Source organism: Leifsonia sp. Leaf264, assembly GCF_001422325.1.
Classification (GTDB): domain Bacteria; phylum Actinomycetota; class Actinomycetes; order Actinomycetales; family Microbacteriaceae; genus Orlajensenia.
Genome location: NZ_LMMR01000006.1, coordinates 500,165 through 516,685, shown reverse-complemented (window position 1 = coordinate 516,685; position 16,521 = coordinate 500,165). Strand labels below are relative to the sequence as shown.

The window sequence follows — 16,521 nt, the reverse complement described above, 5'->3', positions numbered from 1 at the left end:
GCTCAGGCCGCGATGGACGCGGGGATGGTCTGGTGGGGTGCCGAGGGTGGGCCGGCTGGCGTGGGGCCGGCCTGGTCGAAGTGGCGGCGCAGCACGCGCGTCCACTTGTTCGACGGCAGGTCGGGGCGGAGGGCGGCCAGCCCGGTGCCGAACTTCGACACCGTGGCCGGACGGTGGCCGTGCCGCCACAGAGCGCGGTCGAGGCTGCCGGTGGCCCGCCCCGACTTGGTCTCGACGATGACCGATTCCGGGGTGCGCAGGCGCCGCGGGAACAGCCCGGCGCCCTCGTCGATCCACTCGAGATCGACGTCGATGGTCGCGCGGCTCTCGTCGCGGCCCGCCGTCGCCGGGATCAGCAGGGTGGTGCGCCTGTAGCGGGTGATGAGGGTCGGCGTGAGGGTCGACCACTCGCCGTCGGCCACCCCGGAGTCTCCGAGCACGCTGCTCGTGTACTCCAGGCCCTCGGCGGTGATCCTGTCATGGTCGGCCGGGTCGTACTCGAGTCGGTCCTTCACGGTGAGGCTGCGGCCGCCACGGGTCTTCACCTCGAGGAACGTCGCCCCGGTGTCCAGGTAGGAGCGGGTCCGCACCTTGAACCGGCGGCGCCGGCCGTGGGCGGCCAGGTGGAACGACACCAGCTCGGGAGTGTCGAAGTACACCGACTCGTAGGAGGAGGAACGGATGCTGGCGGGTCGTGCGTCCGCGGCATCCGTCGCGCACGGCGCATCGAGTTCCAGCACGCGGGTGTCGTCGTCGAGCTCGCACAACACCTCGGCCAGGTCGGCCAGCGGCAGCATGTACTTGCGGTCGATGCGCGTCTGCAGCTCGGCTCGGGCGTTGAGTTCGTCGAGGGTGACCGGGGAGAGGGCCGCGATGCTCGCCAGCGCCGAGCCCGTCATCGGGTCACGGCCAGGTCGTCGTGCCGACGGGTGGCTGCCGGGGCCGCATCCGTCGACGAGGTCAGCTGGTAGCGCACGTTCACGTGGGTGGTGTCGTTGACGAGGTCGAGCTCCTCCACCTTGACTCCGTGCACCTTCGCGCCGAGGAGCTGCTCGAGGTGGGCGATGAGCGCCGGCTCTGAGGCTATGGCCCGGTCGAGCACCACGAGCTCCTGGCGGTAGCGCGCGAAGAGCCGGGGGTGGTCGCCGATGTACAGCACGACCATGACGAGCCCCATGAGGGCGAAGGTGAGCCAGTCGAAGTTCACGCTCAGGCCCGCGATGAGGCCGAGGGCGAGCGAGGCGAAGTAATAGGCGACCTCGTGCTGCTCGATCTCGCGCGAGCGCAGGCGGATGATCGACAGCACCCCGAACAGGCCGAGTCCGAGGCCCGCGCCGATGGCCGTCGACCCGAGGATCATCGACACCGCCAGCACGCCGACATTCACGCCGAGGAAGGCGACGACCAGGTCGCGGCGCCTGTGACGGGGGAAGTAGATGCCGAGGGTGAGGACGCCGATGGCGATCAGGTCGATGGCGATGGTGATGGCTTGCATGGGATGGCTCCAGATGGTCTCGGTGGTGTCCGAGTTCCATCAAGCCGGATGCGGCTATGGCGACCCTTGCCGCGCCTGAGGCAGCCCCTGTGCGTTCGCTATGCGGTTTCTATGAGCGGATGCCGCCTCGCCGGGGTCCCTTCTGGCCCTACTCCTCCACCAACCTGATGAACGCGCTCAACTCGGCGACGCCCTGCGAAGTCACCGGCAGGTACTCGGTGAGCTCGGGGGAGTACACGAGGTAGGCGGCCCACTGCGCCCGCGAGATGGCCACGTTGAGTCGGTTCTTCATGATGAGGAACTCCATGCCCCGCGGCACATCGGCCGCCGATGATGCCGCGAGCGAGACCACGGCGACCACGGCCTCCTGCCCTTGGAACTTGTCGACGGTGCCGACGCGCACCTCCGGCAGCCCGGCGTCATCGAGGGCCTCGCGCACACGGGCGAGTTGGGCGTTGTACGGCGTCACCACGATGAAGTCGACCTGGTCGAGGGGCCGCGGCGCGGCATTGCGACCGGAACTCCAGGGGGATCCGAGAAGCGATCGCACGAGGTCGACGACGACGGCCGCCTCCTCGGGCGACTCGGTCGCGTTGCCGACATGCACGACGGGCAGCCTGTGCAGTCCGGGATCGACGCCGTCGAGCATCCTGTCGGCGGCATCGGGGTGCGAGCGCAGCGCTCCCTCGTAGGAGAGTCGCGACACCGGAGCGGCGACGGCCGGATGCATCCGCCTGCTCTCGGCGAGGAAGTAGCCGAACTCCGACGGGAGCACGTCGTGTGCGGCGGCCACCCAGCCGAGGGCCGAGCTGTCGACGGGCTCGGGATGGGTGCCCTGGCTCACCTGCGGGAGCTGCTGCGGATCGCCGAGCAGCAGGATGTTGCGGGCGCTGACGCTCGTGGCGACGGTCGACGCCAGCGAGAACTGCCCGGCCTCGTCGACGACGAGGAGGTCGAGCCCGCGGCGGGGGAAGCGGGCCGGGTTGGCGAAGTCCCACGCCGTGCCGCCCACGACGAAACCGCTCGCGGCATGCGCCTGCGTGAAGAGCAGCGCTGCGTCCTTGTCGGCGAACACCGTGTACTCGTGGGGAGTGGCGTCTGCGCTCTTCGGTGCCTTGCCGACGAGCGCGGGGTCGAGGCCGGCCTCGGCGAGGCGGTCGAGCAGGTTCTCCACGACGGAGTGCGACTGCGCGACCACGCCCACCTTCCACCTGTGGTCGTTCACGAGGCGCGCGATGACGTGGGACGCGAGGTGGGTCTTGCCTGTGCCCGGTGGGCCCTGCACGGCCAGGTAGGAGTCGTCGAGATCGAGCAGACTCGCCACGACGGCGGTCTCGGTGGAGCCGTCGCTGGCCGAAACGAGCTCGCCCCGCCTCGAGCGCGGCGGTCGGCGCCGGAGGATGTCGACCATGCCGTCGCGCGGCCAGGACGGATGCTCCCGCACCACGGCGGCGCCCCACGACCCGATGGCGTTCTCCAGCGCCGTCGTGCGTAGGGGCCAGCCCGGCGTGATCGCCATCGGCGTCTCCCGATGCTCCGCTGCCCCGACGGGAAGAGCCTCCTCGACGACGAGCCCGTCGTCGAGCACCTCGAGCACCGTCACGTCGCGTCGGATGCGCTGGCCGGGGTCGGACTCGTCGTCGATCACGGCGCCGTCGGGCTCGTAGAGGGCGAACAGGCCGGCGCCCGGCGACATCCGCGTGCCCGGACCGAAGCGACCGTGCAGGCGGAGCGTGCGGCGCTGCTTGCGGCTGCGTCCTTCTGGCAGTTGCCAGTCGACCTCGACGCGCGACCGGGCCGGGTCGACGACGAGGACGTCGCGGGTGTCCTCCCACTCGCGCACGGGCTGGTCGAGGCGGAAGAAGTGCGCCCACCAGTGGCTCTTGCGCTCGCGCGGGTAGTAGTCGATGGCGGCGGATGCGAGTGCCAGGGCGGTCTGGTCGGCTGTGCGATTCTCGATCGAGGCGTCGCCGGAGCCCGCCAGGTGGGCAAGAGCGATGGCGAGCTCGGACTGCACGTACTGCTCGCCCTCGCGCGGAGCACGCGGAGCCGGACGCACCCCCACCTCGGCGGCACGCTCGAGCAGCCACTCGCTCAACCGGAGCGTGGAGAGGACGTCGTACCGGTTGTAGCGGGCGATGTCGTCGAGCACGGCCTGGGCCTCGTCGGATTCCCCGGCGGCGGCGAGGTCCATGGCGCGCTGGTACTCCACGATCGAGTCGGCGGCGTTCGTCACGCCCTCGCGCTCCTCGTCGCCCATGTAGAGGGGCTCGAGCTTCTTGATCGAGTAGGAGCGGCTGCCGACGAGGATGCCCCGACGCACGATGGGGTAGAGGTCGATGAGCACGCCGTCGCTGAGGAGCTGGTCGACCCGAGCCTCGCAGGTGCCGTGCCGAGCGGCGATGGACAGCAGATGCGTGCGCTCGTAGCTGGCGTAGTGGTAGATGTGCAGGCCGGGATGGGCGGCTCGGCGTTCGTCGACGAAGTCGAGGAACCTCTCGAGGGCGAGCTTCTCCTCGGCGAAGCTGTGCGCCCAGAAGGTGGTGAACTCGTCGTCGCGGTCGAGCACGCCGAAGAGGTAGTCGATGCCCCAGCTGATGCCGGCACCCTCGGTGTAGAGCGGGTCGCCCTCGAAGTCGAAGAAGAGGTCGCCGGCGTTCGGCTCCGGCACTGCCGCCAGGGCATGGGCGTCGCGGACGGCGACGGGCGGCGGCAGGTGGACGGCGTCGGGGTCGTGTCCGAGAGCGGATGCCTCGGCTCGGGCGGCATCCGTCGCCCTGTCGGCCAGCACCTGCAGTGCCGCCTGCACGCTGAAGGCCTCGAGCGTGCTGCGCGCCATGCCGGCGACGGGCGACTCGCCGTCGGCTCGCAGGTCGACGTTCGCGAGCTCCTCGATCGTGGTGACGCCGGCCGTGCGCAGGGCGTGCCGCTGCGAGACGCGCATGCCAGCCACGAGCAGCACGTCGCGACTCGCATCGACCTCGGCGGAGCAGGTCTCGCAGCGGCCGCAGACCGTGTAGCGAGGATCGCCCCAGGCGACGGCCGTGTCGGCCGCCAGGCGCTCGTCGATGATCTGCAGCAGCCTGGCTCGGCGCTTGCGGTACACCGGCAGGATGTCGTCGACCCGGTGCGAGCTCACGCTGCCGTCGCCGAGCAGCAGCTCGACGGTGTCGGCCCGGGGCACGCCCAGGGCATCGAGCTGGTCGGCGTAGGCCGCCAGCTGCAGCAGGGCCGTCACGCGGGCGCGACGCGCGAGCTTGGTGTCCTGCACGAGGTAGACACCGCCGGGGCGGCGCACGATGAAGTCGGCGAACCCGACGAAGGAGCCGTCGAAGAAGGTGGCCTGGAACACGACGTCGGCCCCGGTCGCAAAGGCGTCGGCCGTGGCATCCGTCGCGTACTGCAGGGTCTCCGTCGTGAGTTTCGGAGGGCGGGCCACCTCGACGACGCCGTGACCGAAGCGCTCGCGGTAGTCGCCCAGCACCCGGTTCTCGTGCTTGTCGCCGAGCACGGCGGTGCGGGCGAGCATGGCGTCTTCGGCATCGGGGACGGCGTCGATGCGCCCGAGCTTCGCGTCGAGCTTGCGCAGGAAGGCGAACTCGCACTTCGAGGCGTTGGTGAGATCGCTCGCACTCGTGACCACAGAGCCGTCGAGCAGGAACATGCCGCCTCCGCTGCAGGCGTCGAGTCCGTCGCGCCGCCTGTCTGCACGATAGCGCGAGCCGACGACATGCGAGCGTGGGCGGCGACACGCGGGGCGCCGGTCGATCTCGACGCCACGGGACTGCCGTCGTGTCGTGGGCCGCCGGTATTCTCGAGAGTGGTGCGCCGACGATCGACGCCCGGGGCGGGAGTGCGATGTGGTTCAGTCGGTGGCGCAGGAGGAAGCCGCCGCCGTTCGACTACTCGACGCTGCCGTGGGCCGAGCCTCCCGAGGAGGCTGACGCCCGCGAGGAGGGCGTGATGCTCGCCGAGTACTCCAGTCGCATGGTGCTGAAGAACCGCATCCTCGTGAGCATCCTCGGTGATGACGTCGATTTCGACGTCGAGAGGTTCCTCCCCGATGCCCGCGACGCGCTGGTGCGGCTGGCCGACGAGATGCGCGCGGCAGCCGACAGGGTGGCGCAGGAGAGCGCCGCGGCCGCCACGCTGCACGGACGCCCGCAGGACATGCACGACTACCGCTCCAAAGACCTGGGGAACCTCGAGCTGCGGGAGCGGGTCAACCGGGCCGTGGCGCGCGACCTCGAGCAGCGCGCAGGCGACGACGAGTACCTGCGCACCTTCATCCTGGCCGCCCGCGATGACGCCTGGGACGACGTGGCCGGCGCCATCGGGACGCGCCTCGACCTGGAGCGCCCGCAGAGCGCCGTCGACGCCAACTACAGGCGAACGCGGAAGGAGCGGATGCGCCTGGTGCGCAACGTCGACCTGGCGCGCCTGGAGATCGAGAAGCTCGACTACTGAGCGCCCTAGCGGACGACGGGCTCCGTCGCCGCCTCGGCGACGGCGGCATCCGAGAAGGCCAGCTTCGGCACGAAGACCAGCAGCACTGCGGCGACGACTGCGGTCAGGCCGCAGACCAGCCAGACCGTCACGTAGCCGCTCAGAGACCCGGCCGTGCCCTCGGTCGCGGCGCCCCCGACGTGGCTGAGCAGGGCGATTCCGAAGACGCAGGAGGCGATGGCCCCACCCACGGTCTTGACCGAGTTGGTCAGACCCGTGGCGACCCCGGTCTGGTTCCGCGGAGCCGCAGCGGCGGCCGCAGCCGGGAGCGCAGCGACGAGGGCGCCCGAGCCGATGCCGGCGATGACCATGTTGGCGAGCACGTTCAGGTAGCCGTCGTGGAACGGCAGGAAGAGCAGATAGCCGAGTGCCACGAGCGAGCTGGCACCGATGAGGGCGATGCGCGGCGTCACGAAGCGGGTGACGAGCGGGAACAGCATGGCCCCGACGACGAGCGAGAGCACGTACGCGCCGATGAGGATCGAGGTCTGGCCGCTGGTCGCGGAGAGGCCGTAGCCGTAGGTTGCCGCGTCCGTCCTGGCGAAAGTGGAGAGCGGGGCCTGGGCGCCGAGCACGCTGACCCCGAACAGGCCGGCCGTGAGGAAGATCGGGCCGAGCGACGGCGAGCGGAACAGGCGCACGTCGATGAGCGGGTCCTTCTGCCGCAGCTCGAACCTGGCGAACGGGATGACGAGCAGAACGCCGAGCAGCACGACGGCCCAGGAGAGCAGGTCGCCGGGGCCCGAGAGGCGCAGCAGGCTGAGGCCGCCGGTGAGGGCGAGCAGGGCCAGCGAGATGAGCACCAGCCCTCCGGTGTCGAACTTCCCGCCGGTGAGGTCCGGCGACTCCTTCACGCCGAACAGCACGACGAAGAAGCAGATCGCCACGGCGATGGCCGGCACCAGCAGGGTGGCCTGCAGCGGGATGGCGTCGGCGAGGGAGCCGGCGGTGAGCGCACCGGCGATCGCGCCCAGCTCCAGCGCCGCCACGAGCAGGGCTGCAGCGCGACGGGTGATGGCGGCGGGAGAACCGAGCGAGCGGCTGCGCGACCACACGAGTGCGATCTCCAGAGGCAGCCAGACCACGTAGAAGCCCTGCAGTGCCCACGCCACGAGGAACACCCAGAACACGTCCGTGAAGGGCAGGGCGAGCGAGGCGATCGCCGTGACGGCGGTCGAGATGAGCAGCATCCGCCGGTGTCCGACCATGTCGCCGAGCTTGGCCATGGCCGGCACGACCAGTGCCGAGAGCATGAGCTGCGTGCCCTCGAGCCAGTTGACGTCGGCGTCGTGGATGCCGAGGTGGCGCGCGATCTCGGTGAGCAGGGGTGTGTAGTAGCCCTGCAGGATGCCGCTCGTGAACTCCACGAAGGCGAGGAAGCCGACGACGCCGGCCACCGATCCGAGTTTCACTGCGCGCGACATCGCGGCTCCCTACTGCACGAGGACGACCCGGAACCGGGCCGAGTCACACTCTAGGCAGACGATTGTTTCAGGCAGGCAACGAACGCAGCAGCGAGTTGTAGAACCGCTCCCCCCGTTCGAGGCTGTCGATGGAGACGTGCTCGTCGACACCGTGGATGGAGGCGCGCTGGGCGCCGGTCATCATCAGCGGCGCGAAGCGGTAGGTGGCCGGCGAGAAGCGGTGGAAGTGGCGCCCGTCCGTGGCCGACATCTGCACGTAGGGGGCCGTCACGGCCTCGGGATACGCCACGCCGACGGCGTCCCGGATGAGCGCGAACTGGGCGTTCTCGGTCGATGACTCCGGCGACGGGTCATCGCCCTCGAGCACCGTGACGGTGATGTCGAGACCACGCACGAGGTGACGGATGCGGGCAACCGAGCTCGCGACCGTCTCGCCGACGGCGATGCGGATGTTGAGCGTGGCCGCGGCCTGCGACGGCAGCACGTTGGCGGCGGTTCCCCCGTCGAGCATGGTGACGGCCACTGTCGTGCGCACCATCGCCCCGGCGTCGCCGGCCAGGCGGGCGAAGACGCGAGCCGTGAGCGGAGGCACGGCGAGCAGCGCCGACACGATGGCGCGCGGCCGGCCGGTGGTGTTCTCGCGGAACACCCGGAACATCGAGCGCGCCGCCCGCGGGAAGTGCGGCCTGAAGCCGCGCCGGTTGATGCGCCGCACGGCGAGCGCGAGACGCGTCGTCGCGGTCTCCCGCGGGGGAGCCGACGCATGGCCGGGCTCGCCGCGGGCGTCGAGGCGAACCGTGAGGGCGCCCTTCTCGGCCACGCCGACGACTGCCGTGACCAGCGGGATGAACGGGAGCGGCGCATCCGTCACAGCACCACCCTCGTCGAGCACGAGCCACGGGCGGAGGCCGCGCTCCTTCAGCGTGGCTGCGATGGTCCTGGCGGCGTCGCCGAAGGTCTCCTCGTTGCCGCCGAAGGAGAGGTAGACGTCGCGTTCCGGTGTGAAGCCAGACGCGAGGAGGTTCTCGACGGCGTCGAGGATGAGCACGAGCTCGCCCTTGTCGTCGAGGGTGCCCCGGCCCCAGACGATGCCGTCGGCGATGGTGCCGGCGAACGGCGGGTAGGTCCACGGATCGCTCTCGTCGACGGGTACGACGTCGTAGTGGGCCATGAGCACGGCGGGCTCGGTCGCGCCGCGGGAGCCGGGCTGGGCGCCCGCCCAGCGGTAGAGCAGCCCGAAGTCGGTGATCTTCTCGAACTCGAGGTGCTCGTGCGCGAGGGGGTAGAGGCGACGGATGAGCGCCTCGACGCCCTCGAACGGCTCCAGCCCGCGGGTCTCCAGCTCGGCCGAGACCGTGGGGAGGCGCACCAGTTGGGCGAGGCGCTCGGCGATGCCCGGGCGGGGTGCTGGGGTGATGGGGGACTCGTCGGTCGGCACGGATTCCAGCCTAGGCGTGGCGCCTCGTGGCCGGCGACGGGACGCGATGCCTCGAGGACGAGGGCCCGGACGAGGAAGCGGCGTGACTCAGGCCGGCGTCGAGACCAACGAGATCAGCAGGAAGCCCAGGCCGCCGATGACGACGACGGCGCCGATCGTGCGCACGGCGATCGACTCGATCCGCGCGAGCCTGGGCTGGAGCAGCCCGAGCGGGTTGAGGATCTCGGACAGGTCACGGGGGGCACCGGGCGTCGACGCCGCGGATTCCTCCTGCGTGGCGGTGGAGGTGTGGAGTGTAGGGCTCACAGTTCAACGCTAGCCATCGGGCCGTCGCGCCGATATCCCCGGAATGCGGGACAAATCACCGACGACGACCCCATCAGCGCGGCACCCATCGCGCTGACCGGGGGTACAACGGGGTACATTCCGTCGGCAGATGTCGGCGTTTCGGACGACCGGGGCGCGAACCGCCGGATCGGTGCCGCGCCGATGTCGGTGGGCGGACGTACCGTCGTCTGCATGAGCACCATCGAGATCAACACCCCCACCGAGGCCCGTCGCTTCTCGTGCCCCGACTGCCGCTCGGGCGCGACGGTGCAGATCATCTACGGCATTCCCGACGAGGTGCTGCGCGCCGCCGCCGACGAGGGTGACGTCGTGCTCGGCGGCTGGCTCACCGAGACCGATGCCCCGAGCCGACACTGCCGCGCCTGCGGCTCCGAGTGGATCGACGCCGACGACTTCGTGGAGCGCCTGCACTCGGCCTGAGGCTCAGCCTGCCGAGGCGGCGACGTGCCTGGACACAGCGCGCGCCGCTGATAGAGTCCGCACCATGAGCCTGGTACCCGCCCAACCAGTCCCGCCCGCTCCGTTCCTGGTGAGCATCGGCAATGTGCATGCCACGCAGTTCCACGTCGTGACGCCATCGGGATCCTGGCCGATCGCCGACGTCAACGTGTCGACGACGGATCAGACAGTGGTGACCACGCACACGCCGGCCTGGGCTGTGGTCATGGTCGTCCTGTTCATCTGGTTCTTCTTCCTCAGCCTCCTGTTCCTCCTCGCCCGTGAAGTGCGGGTGAGTGGTTACGTGCAGGTCGTCATCCAGGCCGGTGGCCAGTCCTATGTCGAACAGGTTCCGATCTCGTCATCGTCTCAGCGCGCCGACGTCTTCAACAGGGTGACGTACCCCCAGAGCCTCATCGGCCGAGCACGCTACTCGGCCAGCTGACGACACTCCAGTAGGCGGCGCGATCGTGCAGCGATCGCCGCGCTGCCGAGCATCTTTCCGCTCCGCGCACGTAGGCTGGCATCGATGACGGATGCGCCGATCACGCAGAACATCCCGCTCACCCCGCAGAAGCGCTGGCGAGCCTATTGGGTCTGCGTCGCGGTGGCCGCGCTCACCATCCTCGACCTCTCGAAGGTCAATGTGGCGCTGCCGTCGATCGAGGAGTCCTTCGGGGCGAGCTCCACGGAGCTGCAGGTCATCGTCTCGGGGTACGTGCTCGCCTTCGGGCTCACGCTCGTCCCGGCCGGGCGGTTCGGCGACATCCGCTCGCGCAAGGCCTTCTTCATCGTCGGCCTGACGCTGTTCACCCTCGCCAGCGTCGCCTGTGCGCTGGCTCCCACCACCACCTTCCTGCTCGTCGCCCGCCTGGTGCAGGGCGTCGCGGCCGGCATCCAGATGCCGCAGGTGCTCGGCCTCATCCAGCAGCTCTTCCAAGGTGCGGAGCGCGCGAAGGCGTTCGGGCTGTTCGGGGCCATGATCGGCATCGCCACGGCGTTCGGCCCGACGCTCGGCGGGCTTCTCATCGCCATCGGCGGGGAGAGCGACGGATGGCGGCTGATCTTCTGGATCAATCTCCCTCTGGGAGCGGCCGCCCTCGCGCTGGCGATCTGGCTGCTTCCGCAGACCCGCGAGCGATCGTCGCGCTCTGTGACCGTCGATCCGATCGGCATCCTGTTGTTCGGCATCACGGTCCTCGCGCTGATGTGGCCGTTCCTCCTCACCACCGGCGCACCGACCGATGACCCCTCCCGGTGGTGGCTGCTCGTGGTGTTCGTGCTCGGGGTGACGGCATTCATCGCCTGGGAGACCCGCTACGCCGCGCGCGGCCGCGATCCCCTCATCCCGCTGGTGCTGTTCCGCATCGCATCGTTCCGCAACGGATCGGCGCTGATCGCCGTGTACTTCGCCGCGCTGCCGTCGGCCTTCCTGCTCACGACCCTCTACCTCCAGCAGGGTCTCGGGCTCGCGCCGGTGTTCGCCGGCATGGTGACGATCGGCTTCGCCCTGACGAGCGCCCTGTCGTCGTGGCGCGGCGGCACGCTGGTCGCGCGTTACGGCCGTTCGCTGGTGGTGTGGGGCCTCGTCGGCGTGCTGGTCGGCGCCGGGTTGCTCGTGGCCGCGGCCATCCTGACCCCACCGGAACTGACCCCGTGGTTCATGGCGGCGGCCATGCTCGTCGCCGGGACCGGGGGCGGCTTCGTCGTCTCGCCGAACCAGACGCTGACGCTTCATGACATCCCGGTGCGGCAGGGCGGCCTGGCCGGGTCGGTCGGCCAGCTCGGCCAGCGCATCGGCACGGCGATCGGCACGGCCATCGCGCTCTCGCTGTTCTACTCGACGATCTACCGCGAAAAGGACAGCGGAGAGGGCGACATCACCCTCTACCACCACGCTTACGCCTACGGGATGCTCTCGGTCGCCCTGTTCATCGCGGTCGCCTTCGCCATAGCCGTGCTCGATCTCGGGTCGAGGCGCCGCAGGGCGGAGGCAGGCGCCGCTGACGCGGACTCGATCGACTGAGGCCCGGCCGGCCGCCGGACCCGGTCAACGCGGCGGGCACCCCCGCCGGCAGCGGCAGGGCGGACTAGGCCGCCGAGGCTGCCGGCACCCTGTCCGGATCTTCCGTAGTGGCCCGCAGCCGCGCGACGATCGTCACGATCACGATGGCGACGACGGCGGCGATCGCCGTGACGGCGGTCGGCGTGGAGAGCGGGTCGCCCGTGAGGCGGGCGACGGCGACCCAGCCGATGCCCCAGCAGAGTGATGCCGTCGGCGCGAGTCGCCCCTCTCCGAACAGTGCCAGGCCGATTCCGATGAGTCCGGCGATGACGATGACGATGACGCCCCAGATGTCGGGATCGATGCCGAAGCCCTCGAATCCGGCCTCCACGAGCACGGCCGTGATGTTCGCCACCGTCGCGATGATGACCCAGCCGAGGTAGAGGCCGATCGTGCCGTCGGTGATGATGGCGTCGATGGTCCCATCGGTGCGGAGGCGGCGGGTGATGAGGAAGGCGCGGATGAGGACCAGCAGCAGGACCACGATGACCGGCACGCTCAGCCAGAGCTGGTCGAACTGGATGCTGAGGATCCACGCCGCGTTGAGGATCAGCGACGCCGCGACCCAGTAGCCGAGGGCGCGGTGGCGCTCCGCCGTGCGCTGACCCGGGAAGAACTGCCAGACCGCGTAGGCGAGCAGGCCGACGTAGATGACGCTCCAGATGGAGAAGGCGCCGCTGCCCGGCGCGATCAGGGTGGCGTCAGCGGCCAAGGCGCCGCCGGCAGCATCCTGGATCGGCGTGCCTCCGGCCGCGCCCGAGCCTATGAACGAGCCGACCACGGCCAGGACGGCGCTCACCGCCACCACGATCATGCGGGCGTAGTCGCCGCCCGTCGCCGGTTGCTGAGTCTGCGGTGCCATGCTGTTCCCCCATCGGATGGATCCTCATCCAGCGTACGGTGCGTCCCTCGTTCAGGGGTGGTCTGCACGGTGAATGCACGGCTGCCCGCCAGCAGTACCCGACGCGCGGTGGGCGACGGGCGACGCCCGATCCAACGCCTGAGCTCAGCGCCCGACTCAGCGCCCGACTCAGCGCCCGATGGTGAGGGCGATGGGGCGATGATCCGATCCGTTGGCCGGGAGCACGTGAACGGATGCCGCGCCGATGCCGCGGGCCATCGCGTGGTCGAGCGCCACGAGCGGAATGCCGGCCGACCATGTGAACGGGAAACCGGCCGTATCGGTTCGGACCAGCGCCGCCTCATCCGTCACGGGAACGAGCTTGTGGTCGTCGGTCGAGGTGTTGAAGTCGCCGATCACGACGAGCCGCTTCGAGTCGTCGGCGGCGAGAGTCGTGGCGAGACTCTCGAGCATGCCGTCGCGATCCTCGTGCTCGCCGGGACGGAACGACGCGAGATGAACGGCGAACAGGCGGGTCGCGCCCTGCGGCGTCTCGACGTCGACGCTGAGTGCCCGCTTCCAGCCGAGTCCGAGGTCGAGCCGCTGGCCGTTCGAGAGTTCGGTCGTGCTCCACACGCCGACGGTGCCGGCCACGAAGGAGTAGGGGTACCTCTCCGCGAGCGCGTCGGCGACGGTGTCGCGGATGTCGGCACTGAGCTCCTGCAGCACGATCACGTCGGGTTCGTCATCCGCCAGCGCCGCCACCATCGCGGCGGCATCCCCGTTCCCGGCTTCGAGGTTCTCGCTGACCACAGTGGTCGTCTCGGCTGTCGCAGCAATGGCCGGAACGGGCAGGGCGGCCGGCAGAACGACGATGCACCAGGCCAGGGCCGCTGCGCCGGCGCCGATGAACGCGGCCGGCGTGCGCACGATGATCGCCGAGACGAGCAGGGCCAGCACGAGCAGCCCGAGCCAGGGGAAGGCGGCCTCGATGAGGGACAGCGCGCCGGCGAACCCGGGCAGCACGCGGTGGAACGCCAGCAGTGCCGTGAGCAGCAGGCCCCAGACCAGCACGGATGCTCCGCGCGCTCGGCGGCGGCGGGTGCGGCGGGTCATCGGTCGATCATGGCAGTCGACCGGTGCCCGAAAGTGAACGGGAGCTGAGTGCCCACTGCATGCCGGGCGCGTCGACGACGGATGCGTCGGGGGCGTCGGGCGCGATCGCGGTCAATCGCTCGCGCCCGACGCGCAGATCACAGCTTGGCGCCGACGGCGTCCCGTCCACGCTTGGGCTTCGCGGCGAAGGTGACCTCGGCCTCCTCGAGCGCCATCCCCCGGGTCTCGGGGATCTTGAAGAACACGAAGATGCCCGAGAGCAGCGCGAAGGCCGCGTACATGCCGTAGGTGAAGGTGAGCGAGAACGCCGCCAGTGCCGGGAACGACACCGTGATGAGGAAGTTCGCGATCCACTGCGCTGCCGCCGCGAGGCCGAGGGCCTTGCCACGGATGCGGCTCGGGAAGATCTCGCCGAGCAGCACCCACACGATGGGGCCCCAGGACGCCCCGAAGGAGATCACGAAGATGTTGGCGGCGACGAGCGCGATGGGCCCCCAGGCGTCAGGCAGCGAGACTTCGCCATCGGACCCGGTGACGGCGAACGAGAACGCCAACGCCATTGCGCCGAGCGAGATGAACATGCCGGCGGAGCCGGCGAGGAGGATCGGGCGGCGGCCGAGGCGGTCGACCAGGAGGATGGCGACGACGGTGACGGCGACGTTGGTGACCGAGGTGATGACGCTGATGAGCAGCGAGTCGGACTCGGCGAATCCGACGGCCTTCCAGAGCGTGGTCGAGTAGTAGAAGATCACGTTGATGCCGACGAACTGCTGGAAGATCGACAGCGTCAGGCCGATCCAGACGATGGGCTTCAGGCCGAAGGCCTTGCCGCGCAGGGTGGCCTTCTCGCCCTCCTTGTCCTCGTCGATGGCCTTCTGGATGTCCTCGACGGCGCGGTCGAGGTCGTCGGCCTCGACCAGGGTGGCGAAGATGTCGCGAGCCTCGTCGGTGCGTCCCTTGGTGAGCAGGTAGCGCGGTGATTCCGGCAGCCGCAGGGCGATCACGCCGTAGACGATGGCCGGGATGGCGCCGACGAGGAACATCCAGCGCCAGGCCTCGAGGCCGAACCAGAGCACGTCGTCGGCTCCGCCGGCGACGCCGGCGAGCAGGGCGTCCGACAGCAGGGCGGCGAAGATACCGATGGTGATGGCGAGCTGCTGCAGCGAGGCGAGGCCACCACGGATCTGGCGGGGCGCGATCTCCGCGATGTAGGCCGGAGCGACGACGGAGGCGATGCCGATGCCGAGACCGCCGATGACGCGCCAGATGCCGAGGTCCCAGACGGAGAAGGCGAGGCCGGCGCCGATCGAGCTGATGAAGAACAGCACGGCACCGAGGAGCATGACCTTGAGTCGGCCCCAGCGGTCGGCGAGCGTGCCTGCGATGTAGGCGCCGAGAGCACAGCCGAGAAGCGCGACGGCCACCACGAAGCCCGTGATGACGTCGTTGAGTCCGAAGTCCTGCTGGATCGAGTCGACGGCGCCGTTGATGACCGACGAGTCGAAGCCGAACAGGAACCCGCCGACGGCGGCCGAGACCGCGAGGCCTATCGCCCTGCGCCGATACTTGCCGGTCGGGGCCTTGCCGCTCGTCTCCGTCGACTTGGCACCCTCATTGGAAGTCGTCACGACTCTCCCCTTCAATCGTTCCGGCGCGCTCGTCTGGGCGTGCTCGTGTCAGCTGCGCACCGCGGATGCGTCGACGTGGCTGAGCGGAGATTCGTACGGACTGCAGACGGCTTCTTCGGCATCATCAGGTCCTCGGCTCGCACGGGAGCCGCCCTCTCCACGGCATTCATCGTATGCCCGCGGGCGTGTGCCGGCCTCAACTCAGGGGAGGGTTGACAACGGGGCTCCGGCGCGCTTAGTCGCGGCGATGACGAACAGGCATCCGCTGATCACGAGAACGCCGCCGGGCAGGAATCCCGTGCCGATCGGGGAGTCGTGCGACGCGAGGAACAGGTTCGACAGGAGCACGAACTCGGCGATCTGGCTGCCGAGGAACGACCCGACGATGAGAACGGTCCAGGCCAGGCGGCCGCGTCGTGACGGCGAGAGCACGAGCAGGGCGATCGACGCGACGATCGGCGCCAGGACGGCGATGAGACCGAGAACTGAGGCCGGAACCCACTCGAGCACGCCGAGGGCGGCATCCGTCACGGCGGCCAGAAGCTGGCCGGTGCCGACGACGACGGCCGATGCCGCGGCGACGAGGCAGGCGACCATGGCCGTGCGCGACGCCGCGGCCCAGGACGCCCACAGCAGCCAGAAGCCCGCCATCACGAACGAGGCGAGGGCTGCGAGCACGACGGCGCCGAGGATCGGCTCGAACGGTGCGCTGACGATTCCGTAGTCGCGCAGGTGGTCCTGCGCCGCGACGCATGCCAGGGAGTCGAGGTCGACGACGCACGGCTGCCACCTGATGCCGGCGGCGAGGATGAGGGCGGTGCCGGCGACCACGAGGAGGATGGCGGTCGGGGCCCACGGTGCTGGAGCCGTCTCCTCGGTCACTCGCATGGCGACCCGCTCGCCATCACCTGTCGTCACCGAGGGTGAGGATTCCGATACCCGTCACGAGGACGGCGACGGCGACGGCGACGATGATGAGGATGAAGGCCACCTCGTAGCCGGTGAGGTAGATGACCGTGCCGGTCAACGCGATGGCGATGGCCACGATGACGGTGGCAGTACCGATCACCCTGGCCGCCGAGGCCGCTGGCGGCATCCGTTCGTCACGTGCTCGCATGGCACGAGTCTGACGCGCACCCACCCGCGGCGACAGGGCGGTCTGGTGAATTCTCTCGCCTGATCGAGTTGCCAGCTCGAAGGGGTGGCGGATGCCGCCCACCCC

15 protein-coding genes are annotated in these 16,521 nt (G+C 70.1%); 4 read left to right on the top strand and 11 right to left on the bottom strand.

From position 1 onward, the window contains the following. Positions 1–2: 2 nt before the first annotated feature. The 3 genes from ASF30_RS15445 to ASF30_RS15435 all read right to left on the bottom strand — a co-directional run bounded on the left by ASF30_RS15445 (position 3) and on the right by ASF30_RS15435 (position 5,159). Entirely contained in the window at positions 3–899 is an 897-nt protein-coding gene (locus ASF30_RS15445) for a polyphosphate polymerase domain-containing protein (protein WP_055908484.1), read from the bottom strand. Further along, positions 896–1,495, bottom strand: a complete 600-nt coding sequence (locus ASF30_RS15440; protein WP_055908481.1) for a DUF4956 domain-containing protein — start codon at positions 1,493–1,495, stop codon at positions 896–898. Before ASF30_RS15440 ends, ASF30_RS15445 begins: the two co-directional genes overlap by 4 nt. Positions 1,496–1,643: 148 nt before the next feature. Then, positions 1,644–5,159 (bottom strand): TM0106 family RecB-like putative nuclease, encoded by a 3,516-nt coding sequence (locus ASF30_RS15435; RefSeq protein ID WP_055908478.1) that lies wholly within the window; start codon positions 5,157–5,159, stop codon positions 1,644–1,646. 194 nt (positions 5,160–5,353) lie between these two features. On the opposite strand from ASF30_RS15435, the gene ASF30_RS15430 reads away from it, so the two are divergent. Next, positions 5,354–5,962: a hypothetical protein gene (locus tag ASF30_RS15430; RefSeq protein ID WP_055908476.1), complete on the top strand. Its 609-nt coding sequence runs from the start codon at positions 5,354–5,356 to the stop codon at positions 5,960–5,962. A 5-nt stretch (positions 5,963–5,967) separates the two neighbouring features. Here ASF30_RS15430 and ASF30_RS15425 read toward each other — a convergent pair whose 3' ends face one another. The 3 genes from ASF30_RS15425 to ASF30_RS15415 form a co-directional block, all read right to left on the bottom strand. Further along, positions 5,968–7,425 carry an MFS transporter gene (locus tag ASF30_RS15425; protein WP_055908474.1) on the bottom strand — a complete coding sequence of 486 codons (1,458 nt, stop codon included), beginning with the start codon at positions 7,423–7,425 and terminating at the stop codon, positions 5,968–5,970. A 67-nt stretch (positions 7,426–7,492) separates the two neighbouring features. Next, entirely contained in the window at positions 7,493–8,863 is a 1,371-nt protein-coding gene (locus ASF30_RS15420) for a M20/M25/M40 family metallo-hydrolase (RefSeq protein ID WP_082467879.1), read from the bottom strand. An 87-nt stretch (positions 8,864–8,950) separates the two neighbouring features. Then, entirely contained in the window at positions 8,951–9,169 is a 219-nt protein-coding gene (locus ASF30_RS15415; RefSeq protein ID WP_055908470.1) for a hypothetical protein, read from the bottom strand. Between the two features lie 213 nt (positions 9,170–9,382). On the opposite strand from ASF30_RS15415, the gene ASF30_RS15410 reads away from it, so the two are divergent. The 3 genes from ASF30_RS15410 (at position 9,383) to ASF30_RS15400 (ending at position 11,675) form a co-directional block, all read left to right on the top strand. Further along, entirely contained in the window at positions 9,383–9,631 is a 249-nt protein-coding gene (locus ASF30_RS15410) for a hypothetical protein (protein ID WP_147430862.1), read from the top strand. 64 nt (positions 9,632–9,695) lie between these two features. Beyond that, positions 9,696–10,094 carry a hypothetical protein gene (locus ASF30_RS15405; protein ID WP_055908465.1) on the top strand — a complete coding sequence of 133 codons (399 nt, stop codon included), beginning with the start codon at positions 9,696–9,698 and terminating at the stop codon, positions 10,092–10,094. Positions 10,095–10,178: 84 nt separating this feature from the next. Continuing rightward, the gene (locus tag ASF30_RS15400; RefSeq protein ID WP_055908462.1) at positions 10,179–11,675 is read left to right on the top strand and encodes an MFS transporter; all 1,497 of its coding nucleotides are present in this window, start codon (positions 10,179–10,181) and stop codon (positions 11,673–11,675) included. Positions 11,676–11,739: 64 nt separating this feature from the next. Here the strand turns inward: ASF30_RS15400 and ASF30_RS15395 are convergent, their stop codons facing one another. The 5 genes from ASF30_RS15395 to ASF30_RS15375 all read right to left on the bottom strand — a co-directional run bounded on the left by ASF30_RS15395 (position 11,740) and on the right by ASF30_RS15375 (position 16,416). Next, the gene (locus tag ASF30_RS15395; protein ID WP_235480355.1) at positions 11,740–12,576 is read right to left on the bottom strand and encodes a tryptophan-rich sensory protein; all 837 of its coding nucleotides are present in this window, start codon (positions 12,574–12,576) and stop codon (positions 11,740–11,742) included. Between the two features lie 168 nt (positions 12,577–12,744). Further along, positions 12,745–13,671, bottom strand: coding sequence for an endonuclease/exonuclease/phosphatase family protein (locus ASF30_RS15390; RefSeq protein ID WP_055908458.1), 927 nt, complete (start codon positions 13,669–13,671; stop codon positions 12,745–12,747). Positions 13,672–13,808: 137 nt separating this feature from the next. Then, complete coding sequence (locus ASF30_RS15385) at positions 13,809–15,299, bottom strand: sugar porter family MFS transporter (RefSeq protein WP_235480354.1); 1,491 nt, start codon at positions 15,297–15,299, stop codon at positions 13,809–13,811. A gap of 201 nt (positions 15,300–15,500) precedes the next feature. Further along, a complete protein-coding gene (locus ASF30_RS15380; protein ID WP_055908455.1) occupies positions 15,501–16,217 on the bottom strand; it encodes a hypothetical protein in 717 nt (238 codons plus the stop codon). Continuing rightward, entirely contained in the window at positions 16,204–16,416 is a 213-nt protein-coding gene (locus tag ASF30_RS15375; protein WP_157497446.1) for a hypothetical protein, read from the bottom strand. Before ASF30_RS15375 ends, ASF30_RS15380 begins: the two co-directional genes overlap by 14 nt. Positions 16,417–16,521 lie beyond the last annotated feature (105 nt).